Origin of the sequence: Planktothrix sp. FACHB-1355, assembly GCF_014748295.1 — a bacterium.
In the GTDB taxonomy this organism is placed as follows: Bacteria; Cyanobacteriota; Cyanobacteriia; order Cyanobacteriales; family Aerosakkonemataceae; genus Aerosakkonema; species Aerosakkonema funiforme_A.
Genome location: NZ_JACJUP010000004.1, coordinates 1 through 17,170 on the forward strand (window position 1 = coordinate 1; position 17,170 = coordinate 17,170).

Here is a 17,170-nt window from a genome sequence, read left to right on the forward strand (position 1 = left end):
TTTATTAAAGCCTAAATGACATATTTTATTAATGAAAAATTGTTTAGATAACTTTTATAGCAGCTATCTGTATTATTAACTATTGGCACAAAGCCAAATAATCACAAAAAAAAATAATCAACCTTTATAAATTTTACCTTTATTCAAAAGTTACTAACAATGCTTTAATTCTCCAGATGAAGGCTAACTCATCAATACCTCAAAAACTACTCGATACCCTAAAGATTCTCCCACCTCATTGGCGCATAGTTCCCGTTAACCACAACAAACAACCTCTGGGATATTCATGGCAACAACATCCTTTCTCACCGCTTCAAATGCTTAAAGATCTGACTCAACAAGGGTCTATTGCCGTATTAGGAAAAGATCGCCAACCTTACTACGTAACTCCCCCTGGAATAGGGCTACTGTGCGGTCAGACAGAAACAGAATTTCTATTAGCACTTGATATCGATGGCAACAGTGCAATAGCTTTAGTTGACCAACTATCTCGCGGTGAAGGTTTACCTTCTACTGTCGCCTTCACTTCTGGAAGAGAGGGGAGAGCACAATATTTATTTACACTTCCTTCTTTGCCAAAGATGTTCAAATCGCGCCGCATTATTACAGCCCCAGGTGAAGCTCTGGAACTTCGTGGCGAGGGACATCAATCAGTTCTCCCCCCGTCGCCCCATCCCCTAACTGGTCATTACCACTGGATTCACAGACCCGATACCACCCCGGTAGCACCAGCACCCGATTGGATCGTACAAGTACTGACTGCACCCCAAGCAGAACTCCAAAAATCAAAAGGATTCAAAACGATTGTCCCAGTTTGCGATCGCAAATCCATCATAGTTGGCCCATCAAGAAATACCTGTGCAACCAACATTACACTCGCCCGACTACTGCTAGAAGTAATCCATCCGCACTATGCAGACAATTATCAATCGTGGATTTTTATCGGTATGGCACTCAAATACATCAGCAATTCTCTCTTACCAGACTGGGATACCTGGAGTCAACTAAGTAGCAAATACAAACCAGGTGAATGCCAATACAAGTGGTCAAGTTTTAGAGGCTTTGGAATCACCGATCGCACCCTACATTACTACGCTCTCCATTCATAATTCATGTCCCCAAATCACCATCTATACTCCTTAAACGACGACCAAAATCGTCTGCATTTTCTCACTTTAAACTACGAATTAATCGCCGCCGTTGGCTGGCAAGGTTACCTAGAAGAAGGTCGAGGATGCGTAGCAATTGATAACAGTTCCTACAACCAACTATCAAAAAGAAACCTTGACAAACAACCCCAATGGAACTTAGATACTCTGCTCGGCTTTTACATAGGCGAAAAAAGCAATAACTTCCAAGCTTTACTAGGAGGAAAATGGCCAGACACAGAAACAGCACACCGCGTCGCTGAATACGATCCTAATTGGAAAGTATTAGTCTTAGTTTGGTTTGGAGGAAACAACGGAGACTTCTTAATCCAAGGTGTTTCAATTCCCCAACTACCGCCGCCGCTTTGTTACCAACGACTACTTCCGCGTCTAAACGAATTTATTGTTTCTCCAGTATAAGCAAGATAACATAGCGCTGACGCGCTTGGCATCAATGGTGCTTCCTAACTTCTTTCATTCACCCATTGGTGCCAAGTTTCTCAATATGTCTCTTACCAACCAAAACGGGAATCAATCGAGTCACATTATCCAAAATTTGTCTAGCTTTTCCCTATCTATCCCCGCCATTCTTCCCCAACAAAACACAACCACAGTCACTAATAAAGTAATTAAAGTCTTAGCCCCCATAAAACCCACATCTCCCACAGCACCTTTTCATAAGGGAACGCTAATAACCAATAAAAATAATTTTGGCATAGTTAACAAAATTATACCAGATTCGCACACCCCTATCCAAATTTATTGGTGGTCAGCAGGAAGTGAGAAAATTGAGCTAAAATTTTGGTATTCCTTAGATGATTTAAGGGTGCTAAAAATAGAGCCATTACCTTTGTTTATCCCTCAAAAAACATTTCTCATTATCCCAGCAGGCACTTTGGTACTTACAGAGAAGGGTGAACTATTCCAATGGGCAGAAACTCTATTCTGGCTAAAAGAAATCAACGCAGATGGTTATCACTTGCTCGCTCGATCTCAAGAATGGCTTTTCCCCCTCGAAAATTTCCCAGGTATCCCTCTCGCCTGTGTGAACGAACTACCATCAAGAGCATTTCTAGAAGCAGCTAATCATCTAAATTTCCATCAACTCAAAACCCTTATTTCTCTATGGCTATCTCTCAACTATCCAGCAGATATTCTCGAACAACTTCACAACAATCCAGAAATAGAATATCATCTAAAAAACCAGTTCGATCGCAGCGAATACTTGCAAGGTGAAGACTATCTCCAAACAGATAAAGATGCTGCATGGAAAAGTGCCTTTTCCTCCCACTTAAAGGAACAGAAAAATGCAATCGGAATGCTTGGTTTTAAAATAGGCTTGAGCACAGTCCAATCCACTCCCAAAGCTGTTAGCCGTCTACACAATAACCCTCATAGTACCTACGATTACCAATTTGGCACTGTAGTAGACCTAGAGCCTCGATCGGACAAACCAGTATCAATCCTGTGGCAACATGAGGAAAGCACAGATAACTATAGTCTACCAGAACTTCAACAAAATTTTATCAGCCCGATCGTACTGGTAAAAATTTCTGACCAAGTAGGCTATGTCAAGAGTGCCGATCGCAAATTCTACCAGGCTATCGTAGGTTTTGCATCAAAATCAGTAGCGCGTTCTTGGTGGCGAAGAATCAAAAAAGAACTGGGACATTTGAGTGACCTAAAACCCAACTATCATCCCGAAATCCAACACCTAAACAATCAAATGAAAGCCAAGTATTTTTATTTGGCTCAATTTCCCCGCCAAAAAACACTCAACGCACGACTACGACATCTGCAAACTGTAGCGAACTGGAACTTAACCAAACATCTGCATAGATAGCCAAAAAATGAATGTGAATTTTCATCTAAATTCATGGTACACCAGTATCGTTATAGCTAACTCATCCGGCTTATACTGCGACCATCTAGCTGTATGTCTCCTGCTGGAACTACTAGGAAATGTAACTCAACACAAAGACCCTTATCATCCAATATTCAGTAGTATAACTGCACTGGCGGATGCACTCAAAGCACCCATTGATGAGGTCAAGCATTCTCTAGAACTTTTGCATAAATTAGGCTTAATCCAAATTGATTATTGCCATGAACCAGAATTGTTTCTAGCTGGGATAATTTGCATAAAGCTGAATCAACGCAGAATTTCTGAATTATCCAAAACGAATGCAACAAACAACCGCAATGGATACATATACATAGTGCGTTCAGGGTCAAGCAACCTCTACAAAATTGGCCGCACCACCAACTTCCAGAAACGCCTGAAAACATTGCAGACATCCTGTGCCACTCAATTAACAGTTGTGAAAACTTTCTTCTCCCTTGATGCAGTGTCTTTAGAAAAAGCGGCTCATTGCAAATTTGCACATTTCAGACAGAAAGGAGAATGGTTTGAATTGAATTCAGAACAACTAACCCAACTATTATCCTGGCTTGAACATTGCCAATGAAGAAGGCATAAGGCTTTTATGCAGAAGGTAGGAAAGAAAAATATAAATACACTTTCACCCCAATTATGTCAAACCTAGAAACACAGTACGATTTTAACCAGAACACCATTCTAATTCACATTCAGTTATTACCCAAAACTGATGCAAATCAGCCTCGAAATGCGGTATTAGCTGTAGGCATCAAAAACTCCCCACCTATCATCACCAGCACCACCGTAGAACAGTTAGAACTCCCCACTCTAATTACGAAGATGTTATCCCAATTAGAAGCAGAACTACCTGAAAGAAAAGCGGCGGCTTTGAAATTAGCAGAAGAACAAGAAACAGAGGAAATCTCACAGAACTATAAGCAACGAAAAGTGGAAGCGCCACCCCCAGTTCCCTCATCCACTCAGACCTCGACTACTTCTCCTCAAAAACACCAACTAACTTTGTTTTAAACTATGTCTATAGTCATCCTTGAAGGTCAAAAAATCCCCCTGACTCCCGAACAATCTGTCACAGACGAAAGCATCGTCAATACCTTGCTACCTTTCTATCCAGATGTCGCCAATGCAACTATATCAAGGAAAGTTGTAGACGGCGAAGAACATATAGAAATCGTCAAAAAGGTAGGTACTAAAGGTAACTTCAACCTCATCAAGTCCCTGCAAACTGCACCAGAGTTAATTAATCCTGCACTTTCCCTTAGTTGGAAACTCAAACAACTGGAAATTCTGGGTCAATTAACATTAGAAACTCTGGTGAGTATCTCGGAAGAAATTGAAGTAGCGATCGCACAAGGAGAACAAGCAACTAAAGCTACCATCAGTACTATAGCACATTTAACCACTTCTCCCCCCATCCCTTCTAAATATCCAATTCCTAACTTCTAATAATGTCAGTTACAACTGCTGCCATTACACATTTGCGTTCTTGTCAAGTCCCTGTTTCTGTCGGACAGGGACTCGATTATTTAACGCAACTTAGAGAAAGTACGGTTTTACTTTCTCTCTACAAAGCCAACTTTCCCCATGAATGGGAAAAATCCACCGCATCTTACTTCCCGCAGGTTTCTAGCTGTCCGTATTCTCCCAGAGAAGTACAATTTTTAGAATTGGTTAATTCTCAACTATTTCCACTCGGTTTAGATTGCTTTGAATGGGAAGAAAGACTGCCTTTTATTCCCTTCTGGTCTCAAGAACTCGATTTCTACCAAAGGGAAATAGAAGAATTCGACCTGAGTCAACAATTTCTAATATGTCTGTATGACTCAACCTATCTACAAGGCGATTGGTCAACTCATTTTGGCATAAATCCAGGTTCAGTAATTACAGCCGATCGAATTGATTTCGACCAATTCAAGCAGCTATGTAGCCAAGCAGAGGAACCTTTATGCTATCTCTATGAAGCGATCGGTATTATCGACCACAGTACAGGTAGTATTTGGCTTGATGAAACTGAAGAATCTACTTTCTACTTTGAGTGGTCGCCATCAAACCTTTCTATCCTCGCTGCTGATTGGTTATTAGCAGAAGACTTCTGCCAAAAAGCAGAATTACTTCGTCTCTGGCTGAAAGAAAGTAACCAAAATAAACTTGCCGTTGTCCAACTTTGGAATGATGCAAACCCAGCCAAATTATGAATTTAGCAAACTTAGAAAGTCGGTCGTTTATAAATGCGATCGCACCCAAAGACATCCTCGCTTCCCTCTACATACTTGAAGGTCAATATTTACTAAGATACCAACAAGATGACCAAATCTTCACCAAATTCATCTCATCAGAAGCTGTCCGAAATGCGTTTTCTCAATTACCAGTTGACTCTGGGTTCCTCCCCAGTGGCATTGTCAGGTGGGGAAGCACTACCAAAGGAACTTTCATTGTCAAATTTATCCCCCCATCAACAAATAATCAACTTACCTTTACTGGGGATGCTCAAAATCAAATTTTTTCTATACCATTACCTGGATTAGTGTTAATGGGTATCGGTCGCCAATATTTTATTTGGGCAGTTAAAACCAAGCAATTTGACCCAAATGCCCAAGTATTCCACGCACCATTACCCAATATTAATACTTCAGGAGGAATTTGCTTCGGCAACAATTCCATTCCCGATGCTAGCAGCGAGACTATTGAATTTGTATGGCAATTATTTGGTAGCAGTCCATTCAATGGCGATAGCGTTGGTGGCAAATCAAAAATATTCCCATCAGATATCGCAAAACAACTAAATTACCTGCATAAACATCAAAAACGGAGTTATCCGTTGCGGGATTTAGTTGATTACCCCACTCGCCCAAAAACTATTAGAGAACTCATCGAATTCATGGTGAAACAAAGTTATGAATCAACTACCTTTAATTAACTACTTAATTGCTCATAAAAAACCCCTACCTGCCTGCAACGCTTCTATGTACGAGTTCATTCTAGCAGGTAACGGAGTTTTTATCCGAGCCGTGAGAGATGGATTGAGTGTCATTGCACCACTGGTTGAATGTAATATCCCCGGACTAGAGAAAATCGAACCTGAGTTTCATCTCGAATATCCTCTGGTTACCCGTGAATTGGTAGAAAAAATATTGCAGCTTTCCCAACAAGCTGCACCGAATGAAATACTCTTCCATTTGTACTACGAACAAGCATGGAAACTTAAGATTCCAGCCCAAATTAACAAAGAGGTAACTGTTACCCGATTAGATAGTTCTCCGAATGTATTGATAGAAATTCACAGTCATCACGTTTTACCTGCTAACTTTTCTGTTCAAGATGACTCTGAGGAATCAGGCTTCAAAATATATGGAGTCATCGGCACAATTTTTAGCCAACCGACATTGCGGTTGAGAGTGGGTATTTACCATCAAGTATTTTGGGAAATTCCCGCTTATTTGGTTTTCGATATCCCGACAAAAATTTACGACGCTACCTTAGTTGATTATGTCAGACTCCTCATACCCTAATGCACTTCCTATTCTCCTAACTCCCCACAAACAAATCCAATTCTTCCTGGTTGGTTGTGGGGGAACAGGAGGATTTCTAGCACCGATGTTAGCGAGGTTGATTGTAGCTTTAGAAAAGGGTGGTATTGCAGCGTCAGGAACTTTGGTTGATTTTGATGTGGTGGATCACCTTAACGTACCGCGTCAAAACTTTTGTGATGCGGATATTGGTTTCAACAAAGCCGAAGTTTTGGCAACTCGATATAGCCTTGCTTATGGGATAAAGCTGGGTGCTTACGCAAATTCCTTCTCTGTGGAAATGGTGAAACGACAATGGCACAAACTCATTATTTTGATTGGTTGTGTTGATAATAGTGCAGCTAGAACAGAACTTGGCAAAGCTTTGGATTCAATAGACTATTATCACGCCAATAGGGAACTTACAAGAGTTTGGTGGATGGATTGTGGTAACTTTGGTCAAGGAGTTCCCGCCGGACAAGTTTTGCTTGGTTCGACTAACGACTTTGAGCCAGAAAGAGCGTTTAATGACCTGAATAATCCCAACTTTTGTGTTAATCTTCCATCTCCCAGCTTTCAACATCCCGACTTGCTTGTTCCACAACCAGAGGAATTATCTCTTCAACAACTTTCCTGCGCGGAAATAGCGGCTATGAATGCTCAGAGTCTCTTTATCAATCAACGAGTTGCTGCGGAAGCTATTGAGATGTTGTCACAGTTGGTACTGACAAAAAGTTTACGTCGATTCGCTACTTATTTCCATTGCGGTAGTGGAAGTAGCCGTTCTCGATATACTTCCCAGGAAACGTTGAGTTCTTTGTAAGTTTGAACGGAGTTTAAAGAAGAAAAAACATACCTTTTATCCAAACATTCGGGGGAGTTGATAGCTGAACAAATTTTTATCAAATATACTATAAAACCAAAAACTGTCCAGCTAACACTTCCAAGTTGTCAAATGATACCAGACTGCATAGCGTCAGATAAAGCAGGCTCGGCTGTAAAAGTATGCTTTAAGGCATCAATTAAGAGCAATAGGCTAAATGTTTATTTCTGCTTTGCTAAACTTCCTAAAAGGATGAGCACTGCTTATCCTTTTAACCTTTTTGCTTTATATTGCCTAGATTGAGGTCGCTACCAAATTCTGAATCAACCAAAGCCTCTTGATTAACCGAATTACCTGGCGTAGCTTCCTGTTCTATAACGCCTAGCGTTGCTTTACCCTGTACTTTAACACCCTTAAGGACTATTTGATTAACCGTTTCATTCGCCCTAAGCTGAGTCATCAGTTCCTTCAACCGAGCGGTAAAAGTTTGATCTTCCTCCATCTGAGTTTCTAGTTCATCCTGTAACTTGGCGGTATTTTTCTCCGTAGGATTTTCTTGCGCTCGTGTCAGCAACCCCTCGGTTCCAGCAGCCTGAAACTTCTGCCGGATAGCACTCAGGAGCTGACCAATTTGGTCGGAGACGCCTTTTCCTAGTGCTTTTCCGCCTTCTTTGAGGGCTTCCGAAAAAATTAAGCTTACAATGGCCGCTGCTGTCAAGGACACTGGTTCCATAAAATTTCACTCTTCAGATAGTGTTAATTTGGTTGTAGCCTACTCCTAGCTAAATAACAATACCGAAACCATGTGATGGCTAGTTATAAGGTTGAGAATGTAGAGTTTGGCTACTTGACTGAGGAGAGCCAAAGGTATGAGCAGTAGTTCTGAGCACAACCAAATCCAGCAGAGCGCCCTCAGCTATGTTCAAGTTTGGGGAAATCTGACAGTTGGCAATATTACCCAAAGTGTAAATCAGAGTAATGTCCCTCTACCAACGGAGATTCCCCAAAACCTCCCTTATAGCGGTACTGTTGAGTTTGCTGGAAGATTTGGCGAACTGGAAACCTTACACCGGAAGTTGCAGGGGAGGGAGCGGGTTGTAATTTATGCGATCGCTGGTATGGGAGGAGTTGGCAAAACAGAACTGGCAATCCAATATGCACTAGCTCACCAGGAAGCTTACCAAGGAGGGATCTGCTGGTTACAAGCACGAGAGCAGGATATAGGCTTTCAAATCGTCAATTTTGCCAAAACTTATCTGAATTTAAATCCTTCTGATGATTTGGATTTACCCAACCAGGTGCGTTGGTGTTGGCAGCGTTGGCGTGAAGGAGATGTCTTAATTATTTTGGATGATGTCAATAACTATACCCAAGTTAAGCCTTACCTGCCACCCTCTGCTTCTCGTTTCAAGCTGCTGCTGACAACGCGAAAGCGGTTATTAAAATCCTCACAAAGGCTGGAATTAGACGTACTCAAACCTAAAGCAGCAATAGCTTTACTTAAATTGTTAATAGGCCGAGAACGACTGCAACAAGAGCCCTGGATTGGGAAAACCCTTTGTAAATGGCTTGGCTATCTGCCCTTGGGGTTGGAATTAGTTGGGCGGTACTTGGAGCGAAAACCTGACTTGTCTTTACAAGAAATGTTGCAACGGTTGCAGGAAAAGCGGCTAGAACAATCGTCATTGCAAAAGCCACAAGAAGACATGACTGCCCAATTGGGGGTAGCTGCTGCCTTTGATCTGAGTTGGCAAGAGTTAAGTCCTGCTGCTCAGGAGATAGGTTGTTTACTAAGTTTATTAGCTTTAGCTCCATTTCCTTGGGAATTAGTAGAACAGTCTGCACTTGAGCATAATTCAGAAAAACTAGAGGAGATCAGAGATGATACTTTATTGAATTTGCATCTGCTGCAACGTATAGGAGCTAAAACTTATCGCTTGCATGAGCTTATCCGACAGTTTTTGCAGAAGAAGTTGTTAGGGTTAGCTCAAGCGGAGCGGTTGAAAAATTCAGTTTGTCAAACAGCAGTGAAGCTAGCTGAGCAATTTCCTGACATTATTACCCAACAGCAAGTTCAGGCTTTATCTATATTCGTCCCTCACATAGCAGAAGTAGCGACATCCCTAACTACTTATTTTGACGACGAGAAATTAAATTTAACTTTCAGTAAGATAGGTAAATTTTACGAAGGACAAGGTTTGTATCAGCAAGCAGAACCCTGGTATAATAAGAGTTTATCAGCCGTGCAAAAACATTTAGGGGAAGAGCATCTCAATATAGCACGTAGTCTCAACAATTTGGCATGGCTCTATTGGCTTCAAAGCCGATATTCAGAGGCAGAACCTCTTTACTTGCAAGCTTTGGTACTGCAACGACGGTTTTTAGGGGAAGAGCATCCTGATATAGCACGCAACATGAATAATCTGGCAATGCTTTACCGAAGCCAAGGACGTTATTCCGAAGCTGAAGTTCTTTACACGCAAGCTTTAGAAATGGGGAAAAAGCTTTGGAAAGATGAAGAACATCCCGATGTCGCATTTTGTTTACACAATCTAGCAGCACTCTACCGGAATATAGGGCGTTTTTATGAAGCTGAAACTCTGCACCTACAAGCTCTAGAATTGCAACGAAGATTACTTGGAGAAGAACATTCTGATGTAGCACGTAGCTTAAATAATTTAGCGCTACTTTACTTTAACCAGGAACGCTACTGGGAAGCAGAACCTTTATATTTACAAGTTCTGGCTATATGGAAACACCTTTTAGGCGAGGAGCATCCTAATGTAGCGCTATGCCTTCATAATATTGCCTTAGTTTATCAGAAGCAAAAAGATTACCATAAAGCGGAAATTACACATTTAAAAGCATTAAAAATACGTCAGACAGTTCTAGGTAATAACCATTATGATGTAGCACTCAGCTTAAATAGTTTAGCATCGCTTTATGAGGAGAAACGTTATTATAGCAAAGCTGAAATTATGTATAAAAAAGCATTAACTATCTGGAAATTAATTTTAGGTAAAAACCATCCTAATGTGGCAATTGTATTGGGCAATTTGGCACAAGTCTATTATTTACAAGGACGTTACTTTGAAGCTGAAAATATGCACCAGAAAGCGTTGCAACTACGGCAGATGTTGGGGATTCGCCCTAAATTCAGTGTATGTGGTCGTCCATCTGTTTAGATCCTCACACAACACACCAACGCCAAAATATTTTTCAAACAAAAATTCTGTTTTAGCCGAACAACTCTGCCACTCTTGATGTTTGGTCTCATCACCCAAACCAAGATAGGGAAAGTGGTGTAAGAAATAACCAAACAGTGTTTGGCAATCTTGAGCATACTTTTGGGTATCCAAAATGTGTTGGTGCCAAACTTCATCGATTTCTTGGGTTGGAACAAGCTGACACTCAGGGTGCTTATAGTTCAAAAATAGAAACATTTTATATCGTGCGATCGCAAGTACAGTCTGTGCGTGATCCCAACCATAACCTTTTTGAGGATGCCTAAGACTAAAAGCAATTTGATCGAGGTTAAGCTCTTCTAGCTTTTTCATAAATGCTTGGTCTTCCACAGAAAAACCTGGTTGTAAAGCTAACATAATTTGACTTTTGCCTAGCTATAACTATTAACTTACTCTTAACTTACTCCTATTGCTAGCTACTCAACCTGTTTAGTAAAATAGTCTTCAATAGGTTTTAGGCTATCAATAATCCAAGATTCACCTTCGCTCCAGCGTTCTGGATTCTGAAGCTTACTTAGCAATGTATTATACATACCTTTTGCAAGCTCAACAGCACCTTTTTCTACAGTCTCTTTAATATTGTCACAAATTTGACCAATTACTTGCCGCAATTCATAAGCGAGAAAAGATGGTTTGACCCGCGTTCCACATTGAGAAAAACGCTCAACTACAATAAAAAAAGCTATCCACAGCGCTTGCTCAAACATCTCGGCTGAACCCTGTGCTTCACCCTTTTCAAGATTTATTTTTCCACCAAAGGTTAAAAACTTGACAAAGTTTTTATAATGTTTCAGCTCAAAGGTACGTTCTGCAACGGCTTTGAAATCTTCTGCAATCTTGTCAAAAGTACCTAGTTGTCGGTGAGCATAAGCTAATGAGAGAATACTATCCTCTTCCAAGTTCGTATCTTCTGCCAAGCGTGCCGCAACTAGAGCGTTTTCATAGTAATCCTTTGCCTTGTCTGGCTGCTCATCCACAAGGTAAAAGTTACCTAGACTGATAAGGACTATTGATTCATCGCACTTTCGATAGTATTGACAGCTGAGAGACAAAGCTTCGTTGAAGCACTCTAGTGCCTTTTGTGCTTGAGATAGCTGCTCATAAGCTAAACCTAAATTATTCAGAGTTATAATTTGACTCTCAATATCATCGCGTTCGATAGACGATTCTAAACTTGATTCCAAAGATTTTATTGCATCTCCTGGGCGATTCCAGCGCCGATACATTTCTCCTAAATTGTGCAGTGCTGACTCTTGCAGGGCTGTATCGTTAGCTTGTTCTGCAAGTGCTAAACAACGGCGATAATCTTCCTCTGCTTGCTGCCACATTTCAAGATTCGTGAAGCAATTAGCTCGGTTATAGTAAAGACCACCTGCCAAATTATAAAGGTTGCTTGCTTCAGCTATATTAATTCCTTCTGTGTTTGTATCTAAAGCCTGTTCGTAATTCTCTCTTTCTTCATAAATAAGAGCGAAACTTACTAGCGCTTCTACTTGCTCTTGTTTGCGCTCTAGTTGCGCTAATAAGTTAATTTCTTGGCGCAGACAAGCTAATCCAGCCCTATCTTTATGCAGAATTTCAAAATAAATTTTTCCCAGTGTTTCGTATATCTTTGCTAGTACATAGGATGGTGAATTAGCGAGCAAACGCTTCTTTAAAAGTTTGAGCGAATGCAAAATTGACTGAGAAACACTTACTTCTTTAGCTAAAACATATATATTGCTTAAAAAATTTCGCACTTGCTCCTCAGTATTTAAATATTCAAACAAATCGCTACCCTTCTGGTAGTAATAGAGAGCTGTGGTATAATCAAATTTTAAAGAATAAAAACTTCCAATATCAAAGTAAGTGACTGCCAATTTAGCCCTATCTTTAAACTTTTCTTGTATTTCCAAAACTTTTTGGAAACAGGCAATGGCTTCGTCATACTCACCCAATTCATACTGATATTTTCCCAAAGCAAGCTGAGCTAATTCTTCAATATGCCACAAACCATATATTTTCGCGATCTCAAGCGCTTTCAGATAATAGTCTCGAGCTGCTTCTTGATTTCCTTGACCTGCTGCGTGTAAGCCGAGATTATAGATTGACATTGCCCTCTCATCAGGCATACTCATCTCTTCTGCAATTTGACACCCAATTTCGGTAAATCTTACCGCTTTTTCCCACTCCCCTTGTTCAGCATACAAGATTCCTAAATTGCCGTATAAAGGCTGTTTTTGCCAATCTGGGGCATCAATAGTTTCCAATAATTTTAGTCCTTTATCTAATTCTATGTAGGCTTCATCTAATCGATGCTGGGTTGTGTAAAGCATTCCTAACTGGCTGTAAATTTGTGCCTGACCTTCTAAATCATTCAGTTCCTTTTTTAGAGCAAGACTATTAAGATAATTGGTTTCAGCTATTTGATAATTTCGGTCATGGTATACAATGCCCATTCGTTGAAGAGCAATAGCTGCTGCTACCTTATCCTGAAGCTTTTCAGCTATTTTTAACATTCTTCTGTAGCAATCCTCAGCCTCCTCATATTGCCGCCAGAAAAAAGCTAAATTGCCTTTACTACCAATTAACCATACCCAGTTTTCAGGACTAATCATCTCTTCCTCAAATTTTCCGAGGAGACCTTCTGCCCAGTCGGGGTGGTATGGAAGCAATCCCATATCAATAAGAGATACTACAAGTTCAGCCGCTCGATTAAATTCCTCAGCATCGTAGTAAAGTAATACAGCCTCAAGTTGCTTAAAACCATCATCGGGAGCGTGAATTACAAGATAATCTGCAAGTTTTATTTGATAATTGTTAGGCTCATCAACGTAATTAATAGCCAGCCTACGAATAACTTCATGGACTTTATAAAAGTTTGATTTAAAGGGTTCGATTAAAAATTGTTGCTGAAGTTTAGTGAAAGAAACTTTAGTATGGCTATTCTTCTTTTCCAGAATAGCCTTATAAGCACCTATTAAATTATCCTGAGAAAATGGAAGGATGAAAAAAGAAGCTATTGTCAATAAATCTCTCTCATCTGAATTTATTTGGTTGTAAACAGTTTGAAATAAGTGGTCAATGACTTGTTCTTCAGCTTGTTCAATCAGAGCCTGTATGTCTTTTTCTGAAAAACTTTCTCTAAGTAAATTAACTATCAATTCAATAGCGATTGGTAACCCATCAAGGCGAGAGGCAATAAGTTCAGCAAATTCAGGTTCAATGGGAATTCCTCGCTTCTTAAAAAAATTCTGGATATCATGCTCATCCAAACCATCTAGTTGAACTGTTTTTACTATTTTCTTACCTTCATCAATCAGAGTATAAAAATCAGGCTTATAACGTCCTGCTACAAAAAAAAATCCTCTTTGTAAGTTATTTTTTAAAATTGAGAAAAAGCTACCTAAGTCTGAATCTTTGATAATATGATGTACGGAATCAAAAAAAATATAATAATCAGCTTGATTGAGCTTTTCAATAATCAGATCAATTAGAGAACTTCTGTACAATCTATGAGTCTGAACTGTAGCGCTGAGATTTCCCTCAGCCTCTGGCTGGCTGTCAAGAAATGAAGCCAAGCGCATCAATGTATCATCCAGAGATGCTAGTTCCGCTCTAAACTCGTACCAAAAAACGCGGCTCTGTTCAAAGCGAGATGCAATTTGAGCCATCAAAGCTGTTTTACCAATCCCAGGAATTCCTAGTATAGCGATCGTGCGAGTTGTACTGGTAGCAGCTATCAGATCTTCAATAACTTGTTCCCTTCCAACAAAGTCAGCATAGCACGGGATGTTGAGGGTAATTTTTGTTGGATTGAAGAGGCCAAACTTTCCTGTCATCGGAGTGACAGAAGAGGGGCAGATGAGAAACTGAGTCCCAATCTGCGTGATGTCCCTAATGGTTAAATCTCCCTGAACTTGACTGTTCTTGAGAAGCTCTTGCTGTATATGCTTGGGAATATCTTCAGAGCGATCGTTCGTCAATTTAGCCCTCCTGAGTCAAGTCACCCAGATTCAAAGCACCGCTCATCTGGGACATTTGATTCCTCTATTCTGGAACAGCGTTCAACAAAATGACGAGTCTACAAGTTACCCATTCGAGAAAGCTCTCAACCCAGAAGTAAGTAGGAAGGTGAAAATAAGCGGAAGTATGTAACGAAAAGTAAATCTAGCTAAAACTCTCTTCCCTTCTGCCTTCTGCCCTCTGCCTTCTGCCTTATCTCAACGATAAATTTTCCTGCCTACCTACTTAGTTAGTGGGAGAGACTTTGAGAGAAGCGACAAGGCATAGATAGATAAGAGCGATCGCGTTTTGAAGTTGAAGGGGAGGCAACTCTCTTGTGGAGCAGCATCATGTCCACTTTATTCAGATTGCTCAAGGCTTGCTTGAACTTCAGCAAGAATTGCCTCAATTGTTGGATTATCTGGCAACGATTCTAAATCAGCGCATCCTTCTGCGATCGCATCCCTCAAGAATCTTGCAAAACGTTTCTGAACCTTGACTGTAAGAGGATGATTCGCTCCGAACCGCTGTTCACAAATCGCCAATGTTTGCACATACAAAGGCTGTGCCTCACTGTAGCGATCCTGAGATGAGTACATGACTGCCAGACTGTAAAGACTGTTTGCCACATCAGGATGCTCCTCTCCCAAAAGGCGTTGCCTAAGTTCCAAGGCTTGCATAAACAACGGCTCTGCTTCTCTAGACCGACCTTGTTCACTATAGATATTGGCTAGATTATTAAGGCATCGTGCCACTTCACGATGCTCCTCGCCCAACTGGAGCTTGTACAGCTCCAATGCTTGTGTATAAAGAGGTTCAGCTTCGCTATGACGACCTTGAGAGTGATAAAGCACAGCCAAATTATTGAGGCTTTGTGCCATATGATGCTCATCTCCAAGTTGGCGTTTGTACAGGTTCAAGGCTTGTATGTACAAGGATTCAGCTTCACCATAACGACCTTGTGATTTATAGAGCAACGCCAGATTATTGAGGCTGGTAGTTACTTGGGCGTGTTCCTCTCCTAAAAGGCTCTTTGTGAGTTCCAAAGCCTGTAATAACAGAGGTTCTGCTTTACTGTAGTGACCTTGAGATGTGTAGAGCCATGCCAAATTAGTAAAGCTTTCTGCTACTGCAAGATGCTCAGATCCAAAACGGGCTTGAGTAACAGCTAGGCACTTCTCGAACCAGAGCACTGCTTTGTCATAAAATCCTTGACCTTCATAGAACCAGCCTAAGCCGATAAAAGGCTTTGCTGAATCCTCATCGCTGAGATAGGCAGTCAGATGGTTAGCCACTTCTGCTAGATGAGGTATGACAGGGCTGAGGGAAACAATTTGCTCACGAGTTAATTCATTCTGCTGAGGGACTTGCGTTGCCTCTGCTGACATTGCCCCTGCAAATTCTCGCTTCAGCTCATCTGCTCGCTCAGACTGTTCGAGCTTCTCCCGAAAAAACTCCCGAATTAATTGATGTAGACGGTAGGTATCCTCACCCTGAAGTAGATGCAGACTCTCCAACTCAACTCTGGCATCTTCCAAATCTTCAGCGTCTTGCCCTGTCTCTACACTTTCCACCAAATCCCAAGGAATCGGAGCCAAAGCAAATAAACTCAGTAAACAGCCTAACTGCCGAGCTTCTTCACTCAACTCCTCCCAACTCAATTCAAAAGCAGCAGCAACTCCTCGCTTGACATTCAGCGTCCATGCGGGGTCATTCTTGTCCCGCTCCAAAGATTCGTGCTTGAGTCCTTTTTTTTCCAGTCGTCGCAGCATTTCTGCCAGAGAAATCTTCCGCTTCTTCACATAGCGCCCTACCAAATTCAGCGCTAGTGGCAAATAGCCCAGCCTTTGACACAGTTCTTTGACATCTGCTAACTCATGGTTAATCTTCTGTACCCCAATCCATTCCTGTAAAAGTTCCAACGCGGCTGACTCATCTAACACATCAAGTGTGAATGACTGGGGAAGATCCAACTGTAACCGTGTCGTGATCAGCACCTTGAACCGGGAGGGTTGGGGCGGCAGGTATGGCTCCACCGTTGGGTAATCATTGACATCATCTAGCACCACCAGCACGTTTCCTTCATGCCAGCGCGACCAGCAGAAATCGACTTGGCTCGGTAAGTCCCAATCTTCCGGGGGGTTTAACCCTAATTTGGCTTGAGCAAACCGCACTATCTGAATGCCAACATCTTCATCCCTCGCCCGTAGCCAACAGATACCGCCTGGATAGGTGAGCAACAGCAAATGAAGCAGAGCATACTGGGTTGCCAGTTCCGTTTTGCCGACTCCCCCCATACCTTCAATGGCAGCAATCACCACTTGGTTATTCTGCTGCACCATTTCGTGTAGGTTTTCAAGCACCTCTGCACGTCCCACAAACTTGACTGTACCACTGCGAGGAAGATTGTGGGGTATCTCAGTTGGCTTGAAAGAGTCGGGCTGTTTGACAATAACCAGCAAATTCAAAATCTGGGTAATGTCCCCTGTTGTTAAGTTGCCGCCAACTTGAATATCCTTGAGAATGCTCTGCAAAACTTGTTCGGGGCTTTGGCGATCGCTCATCAA

At 41.3% G+C, this 17,170-nt stretch carries 15 protein-coding genes; 11 read left to right on the forward strand and 4 right to left on the reverse strand.

Annotated elements, in window-relative coordinates; all coding sequences use genetic code 11:
* Positions 1-176: 176 nt before the first annotated feature.
* From H6S82_RS00745 to H6S82_RS00790, 10 genes are all read left to right on the forward strand, one after another.
* Positions 177-1,109: a bifunctional DNA primase/polymerase gene (locus tag H6S82_RS00745; protein ID WP_190462353.1), complete on the forward strand. Its 933-nt coding sequence runs from the start codon at positions 177-179 to the stop codon at positions 1,107-1,109.
* 3 nt (positions 1,110-1,112) lie between these two features.
* The gene (locus H6S82_RS00750) at positions 1,113-1,568 is read left to right on the forward strand and encodes a hypothetical protein (protein WP_190462355.1); all 456 of its coding nucleotides are present in this window, start codon (positions 1,113-1,115) and stop codon (positions 1,566-1,568) included.
* Positions 1,552-2,991, forward strand: a complete 1,440-nt coding sequence (locus H6S82_RS00755; protein WP_190462357.1) for a hypothetical protein — start codon at positions 1,552-1,554, stop codon at positions 2,989-2,991. Before H6S82_RS00750 ends, H6S82_RS00755 begins: the two co-directional genes overlap by 17 nt.
* A gap of 7 nt (positions 2,992-2,998) precedes the next feature.
* Complete coding sequence (locus H6S82_RS00760) at positions 2,999-3,616, forward strand: GIY-YIG nuclease family protein (protein ID WP_190462359.1); 618 nt, start codon at positions 2,999-3,001, stop codon at positions 3,614-3,616.
* 65 nt (positions 3,617-3,681) lie between these two features.
* On the forward strand, positions 3,682-4,056 hold the full coding sequence (locus H6S82_RS00765; protein WP_190462361.1) for a hypothetical protein: 375 nt from the start codon (positions 3,682-3,684) through the stop codon (positions 4,054-4,056).
* A 3-nt stretch (positions 4,057-4,059) separates the two neighbouring features.
* A complete protein-coding gene (locus H6S82_RS00770; protein ID WP_190462363.1) occupies positions 4,060-4,491 on the forward strand; it encodes a hypothetical protein in 432 nt (143 codons plus the stop codon).
* A 2-nt stretch (positions 4,492-4,493) separates the two neighbouring features.
* Positions 4,494-5,240 carry a hypothetical protein gene (locus tag H6S82_RS00775; protein WP_190462365.1) on the forward strand — a complete coding sequence of 249 codons (747 nt, stop codon included), beginning with the start codon at positions 4,494-4,496 and terminating at the stop codon, positions 5,238-5,240.
* On the forward strand, positions 5,237-5,962 hold the full coding sequence (locus H6S82_RS00780; RefSeq protein ID WP_190462366.1) for a hypothetical protein: 726 nt from the start codon (positions 5,237-5,239) through the stop codon (positions 5,960-5,962). Before H6S82_RS00775 ends, H6S82_RS00780 begins: the two co-directional genes overlap by 4 nt.
* Positions 5,940-6,554 (forward strand): hypothetical protein, encoded by a 615-nt coding sequence (locus tag H6S82_RS00785; protein WP_190462368.1) that lies wholly within the window; start codon positions 5,940-5,942, stop codon positions 6,552-6,554. The genes H6S82_RS00780 and H6S82_RS00785 overlap by 23 nt, the downstream gene beginning before the upstream one ends.
* Positions 6,532-7,374 (forward strand): ThiF family adenylyltransferase, encoded by an 843-nt coding sequence (locus H6S82_RS00790; RefSeq protein ID WP_190462371.1) that lies wholly within the window; start codon positions 6,532-6,534, stop codon positions 7,372-7,374. The genes H6S82_RS00785 and H6S82_RS00790 overlap by 23 nt, the downstream gene beginning before the upstream one ends.
* Before the next feature lie 271 nt (positions 7,375-7,645).
* Here the strand turns inward: H6S82_RS00790 and H6S82_RS00795 are convergent, their stop codons facing one another.
* Positions 7,646-8,107, reverse strand: coding sequence for a hypothetical protein (locus H6S82_RS00795; protein ID WP_191055943.1), 462 nt, complete (start codon positions 8,105-8,107; stop codon positions 7,646-7,648).
* Between the two features lie 136 nt (positions 8,108-8,243).
* Between H6S82_RS00795 and H6S82_RS00800 the strand changes: the two genes are divergently transcribed.
* Positions 8,244-10,559 (forward strand): tetratricopeptide repeat protein, encoded by a 2,316-nt coding sequence (locus H6S82_RS00800; protein WP_190462376.1) that lies wholly within the window; start codon positions 8,244-8,246, stop codon positions 10,557-10,559.
* Here H6S82_RS00800 and H6S82_RS00805 read toward each other — a convergent pair.
* From H6S82_RS00805 to H6S82_RS00815, 3 genes are all read right to left on the reverse strand, one after another.
* A complete protein-coding gene (locus H6S82_RS00805; protein WP_199315126.1) occupies positions 10,500-10,976 on the reverse strand; it encodes a glycine-rich domain-containing protein-like in 477 nt (158 codons plus the stop codon). The genes H6S82_RS00800 and H6S82_RS00805 overlap by 60 nt on opposite strands.
* 59 nt (positions 10,977-11,035) lie before the next feature.
* Entirely contained in the window at positions 11,036-14,584 is a 3,549-nt protein-coding gene (locus H6S82_RS00810; protein WP_190462377.1) for a tetratricopeptide repeat protein, read from the reverse strand.
* A 378-nt stretch (positions 14,585-14,962) separates the two neighbouring features.
* Entirely contained in the window at positions 14,963-17,167 is a 2,205-nt protein-coding gene (locus H6S82_RS00815) for a tetratricopeptide repeat protein (protein ID WP_190462380.1), read from the reverse strand.
* Between the last annotated feature and the right edge of the window lie 3 nt (positions 17,168-17,170).